The sequence below is a fragment of the Kitasatospora sp. HUAS MG31 genome (assembly GCF_040571325.1).
Taxonomy (GTDB): domain Bacteria; phylum Actinomycetota; class Actinomycetes; order Streptomycetales; family Streptomycetaceae; genus Kitasatospora; species Kitasatospora camelliae.
Genome location: NZ_CP159872.1, coordinates 1,459,658 through 1,474,040, shown reverse-complemented (window position 1 = coordinate 1,474,040; position 14,383 = coordinate 1,459,658). Strand labels below are relative to the sequence as shown.

General features: G+C 75.7%; 12 protein-coding genes and 1 pseudogene. 6 read left to right on the top strand and 7 right to left on the bottom strand.

Annotation, left to right across the window (positions count from 1 at the left end):
- Positions 1-23 precede the first annotated feature (23 nt).
- On the top strand, positions 24-2,054 hold the full coding sequence (ligA, locus tag ABWK59_RS06975; RefSeq protein ID WP_420492908.1) for an NAD-dependent DNA ligase LigA: 2,031 nt from the start codon (positions 24-26) through the stop codon (positions 2,052-2,054).
- Between the two features lie 97 nt (positions 2,055-2,151).
- Positions 2,152-4,161: a tetratricopeptide repeat protein gene (locus tag ABWK59_RS06970; RefSeq protein WP_354638786.1), complete on the top strand. Its 2,010-nt coding sequence runs from the start codon at positions 2,152-2,154 to the stop codon at positions 4,159-4,161.
- Between the two features lie 94 nt (positions 4,162-4,255).
- Here ABWK59_RS06970 and ABWK59_RS06965 read toward each other — a convergent pair whose 3' ends face one another.
- Positions 4,256-4,708: a PPOX class F420-dependent oxidoreductase gene (locus tag ABWK59_RS06965; RefSeq protein ID WP_354638784.1), complete on the bottom strand. Its 453-nt coding sequence runs from the start codon at positions 4,706-4,708 to the stop codon at positions 4,256-4,258.
- Positions 4,705-6,432, bottom strand: coding sequence for a cytochrome b (locus ABWK59_RS06960; RefSeq protein ID WP_354638782.1), 1,728 nt, complete (start codon positions 6,430-6,432; stop codon positions 4,705-4,707). Before ABWK59_RS06960 ends, ABWK59_RS06965 begins: the two co-directional genes overlap by 4 nt.
- Positions 6,433-6,567: 135 nt before the next feature.
- Between ABWK59_RS06960 and ABWK59_RS06955 the strand changes: the two genes are divergently transcribed.
- Positions 6,568-7,230, top strand: coding sequence for a TetR/AcrR family transcriptional regulator (locus tag ABWK59_RS06955; protein ID WP_354638780.1), 663 nt, complete (start codon positions 6,568-6,570; stop codon positions 7,228-7,230).
- A gap of 219 nt (positions 7,231-7,449) precedes the next feature.
- Here the strand turns inward: ABWK59_RS06955 and ABWK59_RS06950 are convergent, their stop codons facing one another.
- Positions 7,450-8,706 (bottom strand): MFS transporter, encoded by a 1,257-nt coding sequence (locus tag ABWK59_RS06950; protein WP_354638779.1) that lies wholly within the window; start codon positions 8,704-8,706, stop codon positions 7,450-7,452.
- A 70-nt stretch (positions 8,707-8,776) separates the two neighbouring features.
- Between ABWK59_RS06950 and ABWK59_RS06945 the strand changes: the two genes are divergently transcribed.
- Both ABWK59_RS06945 and ABWK59_RS06940 read left to right on the top strand, forming a co-directional pair.
- Complete coding sequence (locus ABWK59_RS06945; RefSeq protein WP_354638777.1) at positions 8,777-9,274, top strand: MarR family winged helix-turn-helix transcriptional regulator; 498 nt, start codon at positions 8,777-8,779, stop codon at positions 9,272-9,274.
- Positions 9,275-9,319: 45 nt separating this feature from the next.
- A complete protein-coding gene (locus tag ABWK59_RS06940; protein ID WP_354638776.1) occupies positions 9,320-9,613 on the top strand; it encodes a hypothetical protein in 294 nt (97 codons plus the stop codon).
- On the opposite strand, the gene ABWK59_RS06935 is transcribed toward ABWK59_RS06940, so the two are convergent.
- From ABWK59_RS06935 to ABWK59_RS06925, 3 genes and pseudogenes are all read right to left on the bottom strand, one after another.
- Positions 9,553-10,497 (bottom strand): SGNH/GDSL hydrolase family protein, encoded by a 945-nt coding sequence (locus tag ABWK59_RS06935; protein WP_354638774.1) that lies wholly within the window; start codon positions 10,495-10,497, stop codon positions 9,553-9,555. The two genes, ABWK59_RS06940 and ABWK59_RS06935, sit on opposite strands and share 61 nt — an antisense overlap.
- Entirely contained in the window at positions 10,494-11,651 is a 1,158-nt protein-coding gene (locus ABWK59_RS06930) for a glycosyltransferase (RefSeq protein ID WP_354638772.1), read from the bottom strand. Before ABWK59_RS06930 ends, ABWK59_RS06935 begins: the two co-directional genes overlap by 4 nt.
- Positions 11,648-12,882, bottom strand: a pseudogene (locus ABWK59_RS06925) (glycosyltransferase family 4 protein). The gene ABWK59_RS06930 and the pseudogene ABWK59_RS06925 overlap by 4 nt, the downstream one beginning before the upstream one ends.
- 152 nt (positions 12,883-13,034) lie before the next feature.
- Here ABWK59_RS06925 and ABWK59_RS06920 point away from each other — a divergent pair.
- Positions 13,035-13,814 (top strand): YwqG family protein, encoded by a 780-nt coding sequence (locus tag ABWK59_RS06920; RefSeq protein WP_354638770.1) that lies wholly within the window; start codon positions 13,035-13,037, stop codon positions 13,812-13,814.
- Positions 13,815-13,838: 24 nt separating this feature from the next.
- Here ABWK59_RS06920 and ABWK59_RS06915 read toward each other — a convergent pair whose 3' ends face one another.
- Positions 13,839-14,357: a DUF2087 domain-containing protein gene (locus ABWK59_RS06915; RefSeq protein WP_354638768.1), complete on the bottom strand. Its 519-nt coding sequence runs from the start codon at positions 14,355-14,357 to the stop codon at positions 13,839-13,841.
- Positions 14,358-14,383 lie beyond the last annotated feature (26 nt).

Genomic DNA, 14,383 nt, shown 5'->3' with positions numbered 1-14,383 from the left:
CACTGTCAGTGCTGTTCGAGATGATGTTCGGCATGAAGGACGCAGCCGTTCTGGCCTCTCCCGCTGACTACGCCGATGCCGTCACCACCGCCGTCGAGGCGGCCGCGGCCTACTACACCGACGGCTCGACCCCGCTCGGCGACGACGAGTACGACGCCCTGCTGCGCGCCATCGAGGCGTACGAGACCGCCCACCCCGGCGAGGCGCTGTCGCAGTCGCCGACCGGCAAGGTCTCCGGCGGCGCCGCCGTCGGCGACGTCCCGCACTCGGTGCCGATGCTCAGCCTCGACAACGTCTTCAACGAGGAGGAGCTCGCCTCCTGGGCCGCCGGCCTGGAGCGCCGGCTCGGCCGCCCGGTCGCCGGCTGGTGCGTCGAGCCCAAGCTGGACGGCCTGGCCGTCGCCGCCCGGTACCGCGCCGGCCGTCTCACCCAGCTGATCACCCGCGGCGACGGCCTCGCCGGCGAGGACATCTCGCACGCCGCCGGCACCGTCCTCGGCCTGCCCGCCGAGCTCGCCGAGCCGATCGACGTCGAGCTTCGCGGCGAAGTGCTGCTCACCCAGGACCAGTTCGAGCAGGCCAACGCCGTCCGCACCGCCCACGGCGCCACCCCCTTCGCCAACCCGCGCAACGGCGCCGCCGGCACCCTCCGCGCCAAGGACCGGCCGTACCGGATCGAGCTCACCTTCTTCGCCTACGCGGCCCTCGGCCTCGGCGACCTCGCCCACAGCGAGCTGCTCGCCCGCCTCGCCGGGCTCGGCGCCAACACCGCCGCCAGCACCGCCGCCCAGCCCCGGCGCTGCGCGAGCGTCGAGGAGATCGGGGAGCGGGTCGCCGAGATCGCCGCCCTGCGCGCCGCCCTGCCCTTCGGCATCGACGGCATCGTGGTCAAGGCCGACGCCGCCGCCGACCAGGAGCAGGCCGGCTCCGGCTCGCGCGCCCCCCGCTGGGCCGTCGCGTACAAGCTGCCCGCCGTCCACAAGGTCACCCGCCTGCTCGGCGTCGAGTGGAACGTCGGCCGGACCGGCGTCATCGCCCCCCGCGCCGTCCTGGAGCCCGTGGTGGTCGACGGTGTCACCGTCACCTACGCCACCCTGCACAACCCCGCCGACATCACCCGCCGAGGCCTGCTGATCGGCGACCAGGTCTTCGTCCACCGCGCCGGCGACGTCATCCCGCGGGTCGAGGCGCCCCTGGTCGACCAGCGCACCGGCGCCGAGCAGCCGATCGAGTTCCCGTCCGTCTGCCCGCGCTGCGGCGACGCCATCGACACCTCCCAGCAGCGCTGGCGCTGCGTCCGGGGCCGCGCCTGCCAGGCCGTCGCCTCGATCCGCTACGCCGCCGGCCGCGACCAGCTCGACATCGAGGGCCTCGGCGGCACCCGCGCCGTCCAGCTCGTCGACTCCGGCCTGGTGGCCGACGTCGCCGACCTGTTCACCCTCACCCGCGAGCAGCTCCTCGGCCTGGAGCGGATGGGCGCGACCAGCGCCGACAACCTGCTCGCCGCCATCGAGACCGCCCGCAGCCAGCCGCTGGGCAGGGTGTTCTGCGCGCTCGGCGTCCGCGGCACCGGCCGCTCCATGTCCCGCCGGATCGCCGCCCACTTCGGCACCATGGCCGCGATCCGCGCCGCCGGGCTGGAGGGGCTCGCCGAGGTCGAGGGCATCGGACCGGAGAAGGCCACCGTGGTCGTCGCCGAACTGGCCGAACTGGCACCGGTGCTGGACAAGCTCGCAGCGCTCGGGATCGGCGTCGGCGAACCGCTGCCGGAGACCGGCGACGACGCCGGTGCCGAGGCTGAGGCCGGCCCGCTGGACGGCCACGCCGTCGTGGTGACCGGCACCATGACCGGCCCGCTCGCCGAACTCTCCCGCACCGAGATGAACGAACTCATCGAGCGGGCGGGCGGCAAGGCCTCGTCCTCCGTCTCCAAGCGGACCACCCTGCTGGTGGCCGGTGAGAAGGCCGGCTCCAAGCGGGCCAAGGCGGAGGAGCTGGGGATCCGCGTGGTCGCCCCGGCGGAGTTCGCGGAGATGGTGGCGGCGCTGCTCTGAGCCTGCCGGACCGTTCGGGGGCACCACTTGGGAGGTGCCCCCACGCGGCCCCGGTGTGCACGATTGCGTCGGGGCGGGTGGGTTAGGGTCGGGCGGCATGAGTGAGATCACGGGGACGGGTGCGGAGCTGCTGGCCGAGGGCCGGCGGTGGCAGGGGGAGCGGCGGTACGAGGAGGCGCGGGAGGCGCTGACCGCCGCGGCGGAGGTGCAGGAGCCGGGGGCGGCCGCCGCCCTGGGCGAGGTGCTGGTCGCGATGGGGCTGTTCGACGAGGCGGTGCCGTGGCTGGAGCAGGCCGCACTGGCCGGTGACGCGCTGTCGGCCCGCAAGCGGGCGATCCTGGCGAAGGACCGCGGCGACCGCGAGAGCGCCGAGCGCTGGTACCGGACCGCCGCCTCCCGCGACGGCGACAACGCCTTCGGCCTCGCCGAACTGCTCCGCGCCGCCGGCGACGTGGCCGGCGCCCTGGAGTGGTACGACCGCGGCGCCGAACTCGGCAGCCTCGCCTGCATGACCAACGGCGCCACCTTCCGCCTGACGGTGGACGGCGACCGCGAGGCGGCGGAGGAGCGGCTGCGCCGCGCCGAGTCGGCCGGTGACCACGTCGCCACCGGCGCGCTGGAGCGGATCGCCTACGCGTGGTCCTTCGACGAGCGGGTCGAGATGACGTTCGAGGAGGACCCGGAGGAGCTCCGCGAGGAGTTCCCCGAGCGGGAGGACGTGCTCGCCGAGTTCCCCGACCGGGAGACGTACGCCCGGTACCCCGCGCTGATCGACCTGGCCGCGCCGTACTACCGCCGGGCCGCCGGGCTGGGGGTCACCGGCGCCGCCTGCGCGTACGCGTGGGTGCTCTACCGGGCGGGCCGGATCGAGGAGGCGGAGGAGGCGCTCGCCGAGGCGTTCGCGACCGGTGACACCGAGGCGGCGTACCGGCTCGGCCTGCTCCACGACTACCGGGGCCGGCTGGAGGAGGCCGAGCACTGGTACCGGGCGGCCGCCGAGCGGGACTGGGAGGACGCCTGCTGGAACCTCGGACAGCTGCTGGTCCGCCAGCGCCGCCTGGACGAGGCCGCCGCGTGGTTCGGCCGCCGCCCCGAGGACGAGGACTTCGCCCAGCGGCTGGCCGCGGTCGAGCGGCACCGCCGCGAGCCCGACCACCTGCTGGACCCCGCCGAGGAGGCCCGTCTGCCCGAGCTGCGGGCCGCCGCCGAGACGGGGGACCGGCAGGCCGCCCTCGATCTGGCCCGGCTGCTGGACCGCCGGCGCGACCAGCCGGAGGCCGTCCGCTGGTACCGCCGGGCCTTCGAGGCCGGCGACCCCGGGGCGGGCCTCGCGCTCGGCCGGATGCTGCACGAACGCGCCAACGCCGCACCCGAGTTCCTGCTCGCCCTGTACCGCCCCGCCGCCGAGGCTGGCGACCCCGCGGCGATGGAGGAGCTCGGGCAGCTCCACCTCCGCCTGGACGACCGGGTGAACGGCGAGTTCTGGCTGCGCCGGGCCGCCGCCCGCGGCGTGGCCAAGGCCGCCTGGTGGTGCGGGAACAAGTCCGACGAGTACGGCGACCGGCAGGAGGCCGCCCGGCTGTGGGCCGTCGCCGGCGAGGCGGGCGAGGCGGTGCCCGCCTTCCTGGCCGGCCGCGCCCTGGTCAACCAGGAGCGCGGCGCCGAGGCGGAGCCGCTGCTGCGGCTGGCCGCCGCGGACGGCAAGGAGCGCCGCGCCCCGTACTGGCTGGGCCTCGCGCTGCGCCGGCAGGGCCGCGACGAGGAGGCCCTGAAGGTGCTGCGGGAGGCGCTCACGGTGTTCCAGGACGCCGGCGGGCGCAACCCCGGCCCGTTCCGCGACGGCCCGCTGGACCCCCGGGTGGAGATCGCCGAGACCCTGCTGGACCTGGGCCGGCTCGACGAGTGCGGCGCCGCCCTGGACGAGGTGTTCGAGGTGTACCCCGGGCACCGGATCGCCCCGCGGGTCGCCGCCCGGCTGGCCGCCGCCCGCGGCGACCAGGAGGCGCTGGAGCGGCACCTGGCCACCGTCGAGAGGATCGCCCGCGACACCCGCCCGCTGCTGGACGAGCGTCAGATCGCCGACCTACTGCGGAGCGTGCACCCGTAGGGACTCCGTCGGCCCGGAGCGCGCGCCTGCGCGTTCCGGGCCGACCGGGGCGCCCCTCTGGCGCTGTTTTCGGCCAAGTCCGGGCAGGTGGACGTCAGTTGGGGCTGTACCAGGGCGAGGGCTGCCAGCTGCGGCCGAACCGGAGGCGGTCCGGGGCGGCCAGGGTGATGCGGATGCCGACGGTGCCGTCCAGGCCGAGCCGGATGCGGCTGCGGGCGAGGGTGAGCAGCGCGGTCAGCCCGTACTTGTGGATCAGTTCGGTGCGGTACCGGGCGGTGTCCTGCGGGTCGCAGACCGCCGCCCGGGCCGGCAGCCGGCCGCCCACCGCCCGGCCGTACGCGTCGCAGCGGGAGACCAGCACCCCGGGCCGGGCCCGGACCCGGCGCACCGCCGCCGAGTCGGCCGGCGCCCAGACGCCCAGGGCGGCCGGGCCGTCCGGAACCACCCAGGTGGCGGTAGCCGCCGGGGTGCCGTCCTCCTCGAAGGTGGTCAGCAACAGGTAACGGGTGTCGGCGAGTTCGTCCGCCGCCCGGGTCCGGCCGGTCACCGGCGCGGCCCGTCGGCGGGGGCCCGGTGCGCCTCTTCCGCCGCCTCGCGCCGCTCGGCCGGGGCGGGGACGAGGCGCAGCCGGCCGTCGGGGAGCCCGCCGTGGGCGACCGCCTCCCGGTACTCCCCGGCGGTGGGCTTGGCGATCTGGCCGGACGGGCCGAACCAGGCCGCGGAGAGCCGCACGCGGAACCGTTCCACCGCACCGGCCCGGCGGGCGACGCCGTTCCCGTCGACGGGGGAGGGGAGTTCGGCCGGACGGTGCTGCTCGTGGGCGGTCAGGGCGTGCAACTCGGCCTGCGGGAGCGGGGTGTGGGCCTCGACGAACTCGCCGGTCGGCAGCCGCCTGATGACGCCCGACTCCCGCCCGTGCAGCACCTTCTCCCGGTCCCGCCGCTGCAGCCCCAGGCACCAGCGCCTGGTGACCGCGAAGACCGCGACCGGCACGGTGAACACGCCGACCCGCACCGCGTAGGTGATGGTGTTGAGCGACAGGTGCAGGTGGGTGGCGAACAGGTCGTTCCCGCCGCCGGCCAGCAGCACCAGGTAGAGGCTGATCCACGCCGCGCCCAGCGCGGTCCGGACCGGCACGTTGCGCGGACGGTCCAGCAGGTGCCGCTCCCGGCTGTCGCGGGTGATCCACGCCTCCAGGAACGGGTACGCGGCGATTGCGCCCAGCACTGCGGGGAACGCCAGGAACGGGATCAGGATGCCCAGGTTCAGCGTGTGTCCCCAGAGGCCCACCTCCCACCCGGGCATCACCCGGATCAGCCCCTCCGCGAAGCCCATGTACCAGTCCGGCTGGGCGTCGGTGGACACCTGGTCGGGACGGTACGGGCCGTACGCCCAGATCGGGTTGATCGTGGCGATCGCGGAGACGGCCGCGATGATGCCGAAGACCAGGAAGAAGAAGCCGCCCGCCTTCGCCAGGTAGACCGGCATCAGCGGCATGCCGACGACGTTCTGCTCGGTCCGGCCGGGCCCGGCCCACTGGGTGTGCTTGTGGTAGAAGACCAGGATCAGGTGCGCCACCAGCAGCCCCAGCATGACGCCCGGGACCAGCAGCACGTGGACGGTGAAGAACCGCGGCACGATGTCCGTCCCCGGGAACTCCCCGCCGAACAGGAACATCTGGACGTACGTGCCCACCAGCGGCAGCGCCAGCACCACGCCCTCGACGAACCGGATGCCCGTGCCGGAGAGCAGGTCGTCCGGCAGCGAGTAGCCGAAGAAGCCGTCCAGCAGGCCGAGGAACAGCAGCAGGAAGCCGAACACCCAGTTGACCTCGCGCGGCTTGCGGAACGCCCCGGTGAAGAACACCCGCATCATGTGCACGAACATCGCGGCGACGAACACCAGCGCCGCCCAGTGGTGGATCTGACGGATCAGCAGTCCGCCGCGCACCTCGAAGCTGATGTCCAGGGTCGACGCGTACGCCTCCGACATCCGCACGCCCCGGAGCGGGCCGTAGCTGCCGTGGTAGACGGTCTCGGCCATGCTCGGCGTGAAGAACAGCGTCAGGTAGACGCCGGTCAGGATGATCACGACGAAGCTGTAGAGGCAGATCTCGCCCAGCATGAAGGACCAGTGGTCCGGGAAGATCTTGCGGATGTTCGCCTGGGCCAGGCTGTAGACGCCGAGCCGGCCGTCCGCCCAGTCCGCCGCGCGCCGCGCCCGTCCGGCCGCCGCGGTGCGCCCTCCTGCGGGCGCCTGAAGGTGGGTCATGGCACTCCCCTGTGTGCGCGTGAACCGTGGAGTCACGGAGAATCGGGGAGTTGTCCCCGGATCGCCGCCAGCAGCGTAGCAGTAGCGGGGATCAGTCCCCGTTTCGGGTCGCTCCCGGGTTGTTAAGGTGAGCCCATGGATGACGGTGCACGACGGCCGGCCCCCCTCCGGCGGGACGCACAGCGCAATCGCGAGGCCCTGATCGCGGCCGCCGCCGAACTCTTCGCCGAACACGGCCTGGACACCCCGCTCGACGTCATCGCCCGCACGGCGGGCGTCGGCAACGCCACCCTGTACCGCCACTTCCCGACCCGCGAGGACCTCGTCGGCGAGGTGTTCGCGGCGGCCGGCCAGGTACTCGTGGAGGCGGGGCAGGAGGCGCTGGCGGAGTCGGAGGCGGACGCCTGGGCGGCGATCGAGCGGTACTTCCGGCGGATCTTCGAACTCGTCGAGAGCAACCGGGGGTTCAACGACCTGGTGACGATGGCCATCCCGACCGTGCCGGCGCTCGCCGAGATGAGCCGGCGGAACGCGGAGACGGTGGGGGTGCTGGTGGAGCGGGCGCAGGAGCAGGGGGCGATGCGGCGGGACGTGGGCGCGATGGACCTGCTGTTCATGCTGGGACCGCTCTGCCGGGCCGTCCCCGCCGCATCCGACCTCCGCCCGGGCCTGTGGCGCCGCTACCTCGCCCTCCTCCTGGACGGCTTCCGCACCGCCGCCACCCACCCCCTCCCCGAACCCCCGGTCGGCGACGACCGCTTGGACGACCTCTTCGCGGGCCTGTGGGAAGCCACCTGACGGCTGTTGTAGTCGGGAAGGCTGAATTGAGGGGCGCGGGGAACTGCGCGAGTCCGGGAGGCCGCCTGCATTCGGCCGCGGCAGTGCAGGTGACTCGTGGTGAGGGCGAGTACGGCGCTGTGCCCTCCGTTTCGCGCAGTTCTCCCCCCGCCTTGCCGGCTGGGAGGTGCCCCCACGCGCCCCTGGGGTGGTGCCCCCACGCGCCCCGGTAGTGGGTGGTCAGGCGGGGGTGGTGGCAGGGGTCGGGGTGGGTTCGGTGGGGGTGGGGGTGCGGACGTCGGGGAGGAGGAGGATGGCGAGGTTGGCCGCCGTCACCGCTGCGGCCATGACGAGCAGGGGGGCCGCCGTGCCGACGATCGAGGCGATGGGGGCGGCCACCGCGAGCCCCAGGGGGCGGCTGGCGAAGGAGATCAGGGAGTCGAACGCGCCGACCCGGCCGAGTGCCTCGTGCGGGATGCGGTTCTGCAGCGTGGTCTCCCAGAGCGGGCTGAGGACGCCGAGCCCGATCATCCCCAGGCAGTAGGCCGCCGTCACCACCGCCGTCGGCAGGGTGAACCCGAGGGCGGCCAGCGGCAGTCCGTACGCCGCGGCGCCGACGGCGACGCCGACCAGCGGGCGGCGGATCGGCAGTCGTCCCGCGGCCCAGAGGCCGGCCACCAGGCCGATGCTGCCGACCTGGGCGATCACCACCCAGGCGCCGTCGCCGCCCAGCCGGTCGTGGGCGATCAGCGGTCCGAGGGTGAGGAGGACACCCGCGCCCAGGTGCCAGACGCCGTGGCCGAGGACGTTGGCGAGGAACCAGGGGTGCCGGCGGGTCTCCGCCCAGCCCGCGCGGAGTTCCGTGGTGAAGGTGGCGCGGTCGCCGGTGGCCGGCGCGGTGTCCCGGTTCGGCCGCAGACCGATCAGGCTGGCGGCCGCGACGGCGTAGAGGACGGCGGTCAGCAGGGAGGACCAGCCGGCGCCGACCGCGAGCATCAGGCCTCCGGCGGCGGCCGGGCCGGCGATCTGGGCGAGCCCCTGGGCCACGCCGATCCGGGAGTTGAGTTGCAGGCGCTGGTCCCCGGGGACGGTGGCCGCGACGAGGGTGCGGACGGCCGGGGCGCCGAAGGCGACGGCCGTGCCGGTGACGGCGGCGAGGGCCGCGAGGACGGCGATCCGGCCCGGGCCGAACAGCAACTCCGCGGCGATTCCGAGCTGTCCGGCCGCCCGGACCAGGTCCGCCGTCAGGAGCAGTCGGTGCGGGACGAGGCGGTCCGCGGCGACCCCGGCCACCGGCAGCAGCAGGAGCATCGGCACCAGCTCGCTGGAGAGGACCAGGCCGAGGTCCCCGGCCGAGCCGGAGCGGATGACGGCCAGGGTCAGGGTGGTGGGGATGAGGGCGGTGGCGAGCGCGGCCAGCGAACGGCCGACCAGCAGGCGCAGGACGGGGGACGGGCGCAGCAGGGGTGCGGGGGACCGCCGGGGTGAGGGGATCATGAGGCCGGAGATTATTTCGCTGCCCGATCTTTCGTCAACTAAATACTCGACGGCGTAGCACAATGGCGGGATGGAGGACTCGGTCGACCGTCATCTCGCCCGCTGGCGTCACAAGGCGCCGTTCGACGACCGGGTGGAGGGGATCATCACGCGGATCCAGCTGCTCACCCGGCACGTCAAGCAGGCGAAGCACCTCGCGCTGGCCGAGGTCGGGCTGCAGGTGTTCGAGTTCGACACGTTGCACCGGCTCGCCTCCCGCGGTGAGCCGTGGCGGGCCACCCCCTCCGAGCTGGCGGCCGAGCTGCTGATCTCCCCGGCGGGCATGACCGGCCGGCTGGACACCCTGGAGGGCGCCGGACTGGTGCGCCGGCTGCGCGGGGCGGCGGACCGCCGCCGGGTCGATGTCGAGCTCACCGACCTCGGCCGGGCCCGCTGGCTCGCCGCCATGGAGATTCAGGGCGCCGCCGAGGCGGCCATGGTCGAGCCGCTCGGCGAGGCCGACCGGGACACCCTCAACGGGCTGCTGAAGCAGATGCTCTCCCACGTCGAGCAGCAGCGTCCCCGCTGATCCCCGGGCCCGTGACCACGCCGTGGACGGCGCGGGATCGTGCGGGTGGCCGCCGCGCACGGCACCATGGGCGGCATGGGACATGTGCACGTGGAGGTGCTGCTCGGCAGCGACTGGGTCCGGGCGGAATCGATGTCGCGGGGCACCGAGCCGACGGCGACGATCATGCTGGAGGACGTCCCGGACACCGACGAGGACCGGCGCGGGCTACTGCTGAAGGTGGCCACCTTCCTCGCGCAGTACTCCTACCAGCCGGTGTGGATCACGGTCGTCGACGGCTACCCGGTGCTGTTCGGCCCCGGCGCGGCCGGACCGTTCCGGCTCCGCCCGAGCCAGTAGCCGCGCGGCGCGGGCTGGTCGCGGCCGGATCCGTCCCACGGCCGGGGAGCGGGCACCAGCGGTACGGGCAGGCGGGCCAGCGCCTCGGTGGTGGCCCGTTCGGCGTTGGCGTCCAGGCGGTGGCCGGTGCCGCGCAGCCGGTGGCGGCACTCGGTGGCGGCGAGCGCCAGCAGCCCCGGCAGCAGATCGGTGGACCGGGCGGCGACCCAGCGGGTGCCCTGGGTGGCCAGCCAGCGCAGGTCGGCGGCGAGGCCGGGTGGCGGGGTGCCCGGTACGGCGGCGGGGGCCGGGCCGACCGGGTGCCCGGCGGCGGCCAGTCGGGCGTGGAACCCGCGGGCGATCAGGTGGTGGCCGAGCGCGCTGGGGTGCAGCCGGTCCGCGCCGAGCAGCTTCCGGTCGTCCTGCCAGGGGAGTTCGGCCAGGTGCAGGTGGACCGCCCGGTAGCGGGTGGTGAGCGTGTGCACGGCCGTGTTGACGGACCGCATCCGGCGGGCGAGCGGGACGGCCAGGGGTGCGGGCAGCCCCAGCAGCCGTCCCGGATCGGGCAGGCAGGCGGTCAGCAGCACGGCACCCTGGCCGGAGAGCGCCCGCAGCACGGCGTCCAGCCGTTCGGCGGTCCGCTCGACGGCGAAGCCGGTGCGCAGGGTGTCGTTCCCGCCGCCCAGGACCGCTGCCAGATGCGGTCGGACCGCCACGGCGTACGGGAGTTGACGTTCCGTCGGATCCTCGGCGAGGGTGCCGCTGGCGGCGAGGTTGTGGAAGTCCACCGGGCCCTCGGACAGGGCGGGGGCGAGCAGGGCGGCCCAGCCGCGCCAGCCGCCGGGGACGGGGTCGCCGATGCCCTCGGTCAGCGAGTCGCCGAGGGCCGCGAAGCGCAGGGTCACGGACGCCTCCCCTCCGCCCGTTCGGCGGCGGCCTTGTGCGCGGCGAGGAAGGAGGCGACCGCGGTCTCCCAGCCGAACAGCTCGGCCCGCGCCCGGGCCAGCGCCCGCCGGTCCGCCTCCGGGCGCTCCAGCAGCCGCCCCAGGGCGTCGGCGAACCCGTCGGCGGTGTCCTGTGCGGCGGCGGTGCCGGCCGGTCCGACGATCCGCGGCAGCGCCGAGGACCCGCTGACCGCCACCGGCGTCCCGCAGGCCAGCGCCTCCAGGGCGGCCAGCCCGAAGGTCTCCACCGGCCCGGGGGCGATCGCCGCGTCCGCGCTCGCCAGCAGCGCGGCCAGCTCGGTACGGTCCGCGAGGTGGCCCAGGAACCTTACCGGGAGCCGGAGTTCGCGTGCCCGGCGCTCCAGGCGGCGGCGCAGCGGGCCCTCGCCGGCCACGGCCAGCACGGCCGGGACCCGGTGCCGGCGGCGCAGCCGGCCCAGCGCCTCGATCGCCCGCTCGGGCCGCTTCTCGGCGGACAGCCGCGAGCACATCACCACCAGCACCTGCCCGGGTTCGGCCAGGCGCGCCCGGACGGCGGGATCCGCCCGGTCCGGCCGCATCTGCTCCAGGTCCACGCCCAGCGGCGCCTGCACCAGGTTGCCGGCGCCGATCCGCCGGAACTCCGCGGCCGCCCACTCGGTGGTGCACACCACCGTGTCATAGGCCCGCGCCGTACGGGAGTTGAGCCGGTCCGCGAGCCCGTGGGCGAGACCTGAGGGCAGGCCCCGGGCGCCGAGCAGCCCGTCCGCGCTCTCGTGCGAGACCATCACCGAGGGCACGCCGTGCCGCCGGGCCCACGCACCGGTCCAGCGCAGGGTGGTGCGGTCGGAGACCTCCAGGCGGTCGGGTGCCAGCTCGGCGAGGGTCCGGGCGAGGGCCCGCCGGCCGGTCAGCACCCGGTAACCGCCGCTGCCCGGCAGCACCCGCCCGGGCAGCGTGATCACCCGGCCCTGGGGCGTCCACTCGTCGGAGCGCCGCCGCCCGGGCACCACCAGGACCGGCAGGTGCCCGGCGGCCCGGTAGCCGGCGCCCAGGTGGTGCAGGGCCGTCCGCAGGCCGCCCGAGACCGGGCTGACGAAGTTGGCCAGCCGGACGATCCGCAGCGGCCCGGTCATGCCGGCAGCTCCTGGGGAACGGCGGGCAGGCCGCCCGGCCGGACGGTGTCCACGGCTTCCGTGGCCACGGCTTCCGCGGCCGGCACGGGGAGGCCGCGGAAGGCGGCGAGCACCTCGGCGTAGTGGGTCAGCAGCAGGTCGCCGACCGCCTCCCAGGTGCGGGTGGTGACCTCGGCCCGCCCGGCCCGCCCGTAGGCGGCGCGCCGGTCGGGGTCGGCGGCGAGCTCGGCGACGGCGGTGGTCACCGCGGCCGCGTTGCGGGGCGCGACCAGCAGTCCGGCGCGGTGGTGGGCCACCAGGTCCAGCGGGCCGCCGACGGCCGGGGCGACCACCGGGACGCCGCTGGCCATCGCCTCCTGGATGGTCTGGCAGAAGGTCTCCAACGGGCCGGTGTGCACGAAGAGGTCCAGGGTGGCGAAGCAGCGGGCCAGTTCGGAGCCGGTGCGGCGGCCGAGGAAGACCGCGCGGGGCATCGCCGCCCGGAGTGCGGGCGCGCTCGGCCCGTCGCCGATGACGACCAGGCGGACCCCGGGCAGTTCGGAGACCCCGGCCAGCAGGTCCACCCGCTTCTCCGGGGCCAGCCGGCCGACGTACCCGACCAGCACCTCGCCGTGCGGGGCGAGGGTGCGGTGCAGCGCGGCGTCCCGGTGGCCGGGGTGGAAGCGGACCGAGTCCACCCCGCGGGGCCAGAGCCGGACCCGGGGCACGCCGTGCGCGGCCAGGTCCTGCGCGGCGGGGGTGGAGGGCGCGAGGGTGCGGGCGGCGGAGGCGTGCACCGCCCGGATCCGGTGCCAGGCCGTGGCGGCGGCCGGACCGCGGCCGAGCCGGTACGCCTGGGCGTAGCCGGCCAGGTCGGTCTGGTACACCGCCACGGTGGGCAGGTCGAGCCGCTCGGCGACCCGCGCGGCGCGGGCGCCCAGCACGAACGGGCTGGCGAGGTGCACCAGATCGGGCCGGTGGTCGGCGATGGCGGTGGCCAGCCGGCGGCTGGGCAGGGCGATCCGCACCTGGGGGTAGCCGGGGAGCGGGACGGAGGGGATCCGGACCACCGGGATCGGGGTGCCGGTGGGGCCGAAGGAGTGCGGCGGGCAGGCGGCGCCGCGGGCGGGGGCGGGGGTGACGACCGGGGGGGGTGGCCGCGGCGGGCGAGGTGCTCCGCCGTGCGCAGCACGGTGTGGGCGACGCCGTTGACCTCGGGCGGGAAGGACTCGGTGACGATGGCGACACGCATGCCACCGTTGTGTCCGGGCGGGGCGTGCACCTGCCCAAAGGGATCTTTCGAACAGGCGAACGTCCTCGGGCGAATGGGAGACCCCGTCCCGCGGCATCCGGGGTTGGCTGGATCCCGCCCGAATTGTCAGTACCCGATGGGATGATGACGGTATGGGAATTCAGAGCGGTCGTCAGCCGTTGCCGGTGGTCGTCTCGGAAGCGGTCCGGGTGCGGGCCGGGGAGGAGGTGGCGCCGGCGATCGAGGCGCTGTTCCGTCCCTCGCTGGCCCTGGCGGTGTGTGCGGAGGCGGTGGCGGGCCGCAGCGGGCTGGGCGGGCTGCCGAGACTCCCGGAGGGGACGGCGTGGCCGGTGTCCGCCGCCGGCGTGCCGATGCAGCTGCTCGCCCGGCTGGACTGCGCGGAGCTGGCCGCGGCCTTCGCCGGCCAGGGGGAGTGGCCGCTGCCCGCGAGCGGCCTGCTGCTCTTCTTCCACGACGACGGCTTCGCCGACGCCGCGTCCGGCCCGCCGCCCGGGGAGGTGGACGGCCGGGCCGGCTGCCGGGTGCTGCACGTCTCGGCGGACGCCCCGGAGCGGCCGCTGCCGCCCGGGCGGGAGGCCGTCCCGCCCTCCCCGGTGACCGCCCGGCCCGCCCTGTCGGCCCCCTCGTACCAGGACGAGGAGCTGGAGCGGCTGCTCCCCGGCGACTTCCTCGCGGCGATGGACCTCAGCTGGGACTTCTCCGAGCTGATGCCCGCGCCGCGGATGCGGGTGCTGGGCTGGTGCGACTCGGGCACCGAGCGTCCGGCCGGGCGCCGGCCGCTGCTGCAGCTGGAGTCGGGCGGGGCGGCCGCGGCCTGGGGCGAGGCGGTGAACCTGTCCTTCTGGATCACCGAGGAGGACCTGCGGGCCGGCCGGTTCGACCGGGTCACCCGGGCGTACGAGGTGGGCTAGCCACGCGGGCGGCCCGCGTGCGGGTCAGGCGGTCCGCCGGTAGATGCCGCCGTCGCGGGTGAGCAGGGCCTCCACGATCAGGTACCGGCGCAGGGCGACGTGGTCCACCGGGCCGCCCTGGCACCAGGGCAGCAGCCGCTCGTTGACCTCCTGCTCGGTGTAGGCGGTGGCCGGCTCGAAGGAGCGGTCGGCGATGTGCTCCAGCAGCAGGCGCCGGCGGCCCTTCTGGGCGGGCATCCCGGTCAGTCGGCCGCCGTCGACGAAGGCCCGCAGGGCGGGGTCGCCGTCCCCGGCGGTGGCGTCGGCCCGGGCGGCCCCTCTCGCGAGCGCCCGGAACAGCTCCTGCTCCAGCCGGAGCCGGCCGTCCAGCTCGCTGACCAGGCCGCTCTCCCGCAGCCGGCCCACCGCGCTGAGGCTGTCCCGGGCGGACAGCCCGGCGGCGGAGGCCACCGCGGCGGGGCTGTCGGCGCCGAGCGCCAGGGCGGCGAAGGCCCGGAGCCTACGCGGTTCGGCCAGCAGCCCGGCCAGGGTGTCGGGGGTCATCCGGGGGTCCTCCAGCGGTAGTTCGT

Coding starts and splice junctions, on each gene's coding strand:
- ligA (WP_420492908.1), top strand. CDS start 24: ATGTTCGGCATGAAGGACGCAGCCGTTCTGGCCTCTCCCGCTGACTAC.
- ABWK59_RS06970 (WP_354638786.1), top strand. CDS start 2,152: ATGAGTGAGATCACGGGGACGGGTGCGGAGCTGCTGGCCGAGGGCCGG.
- ABWK59_RS06960 (WP_354638782.1), bottom strand. CDS start 6,432: ATGACCCACCTTCAGGCGCCCGCAGGAGGGCGCACCGCGGCGGCCGGA.
- ABWK59_RS06955 (WP_354638780.1), top strand. CDS start 6,568: ATGGATGACGGTGCACGACGGCCGGCCCCCCTCCGGCGGGACGCACAG.
- ABWK59_RS06950 (WP_354638779.1), bottom strand. CDS start 8,706: ATGATCCCCTCACCCCGGCGGTCCCCCGCACCCCTGCTGCGCCCGTCC.
- ABWK59_RS06945 (WP_354638777.1), top strand. CDS start 8,777: ATGGAGGACTCGGTCGACCGTCATCTCGCCCGCTGGCGTCACAAGGCG.
- ABWK59_RS06930 (WP_354638772.1), bottom strand. CDS start 11,651: ATGACCGGGCCGCTGCGGATCGTCCGGCTGGCCAACTTCGTCAGCCCG.
- ABWK59_RS06920 (WP_354638770.1), top strand. CDS start 13,035: ATGGGAATTCAGAGCGGTCGTCAGCCGTTGCCGGTGGTCGTCTCGGAA.
- ABWK59_RS06915 (WP_354638768.1), bottom strand. CDS start 14,357: ATGACCCCCGACACCCTGGCCGGGCTGCTGGCCGAACCGCGTAGGCTC.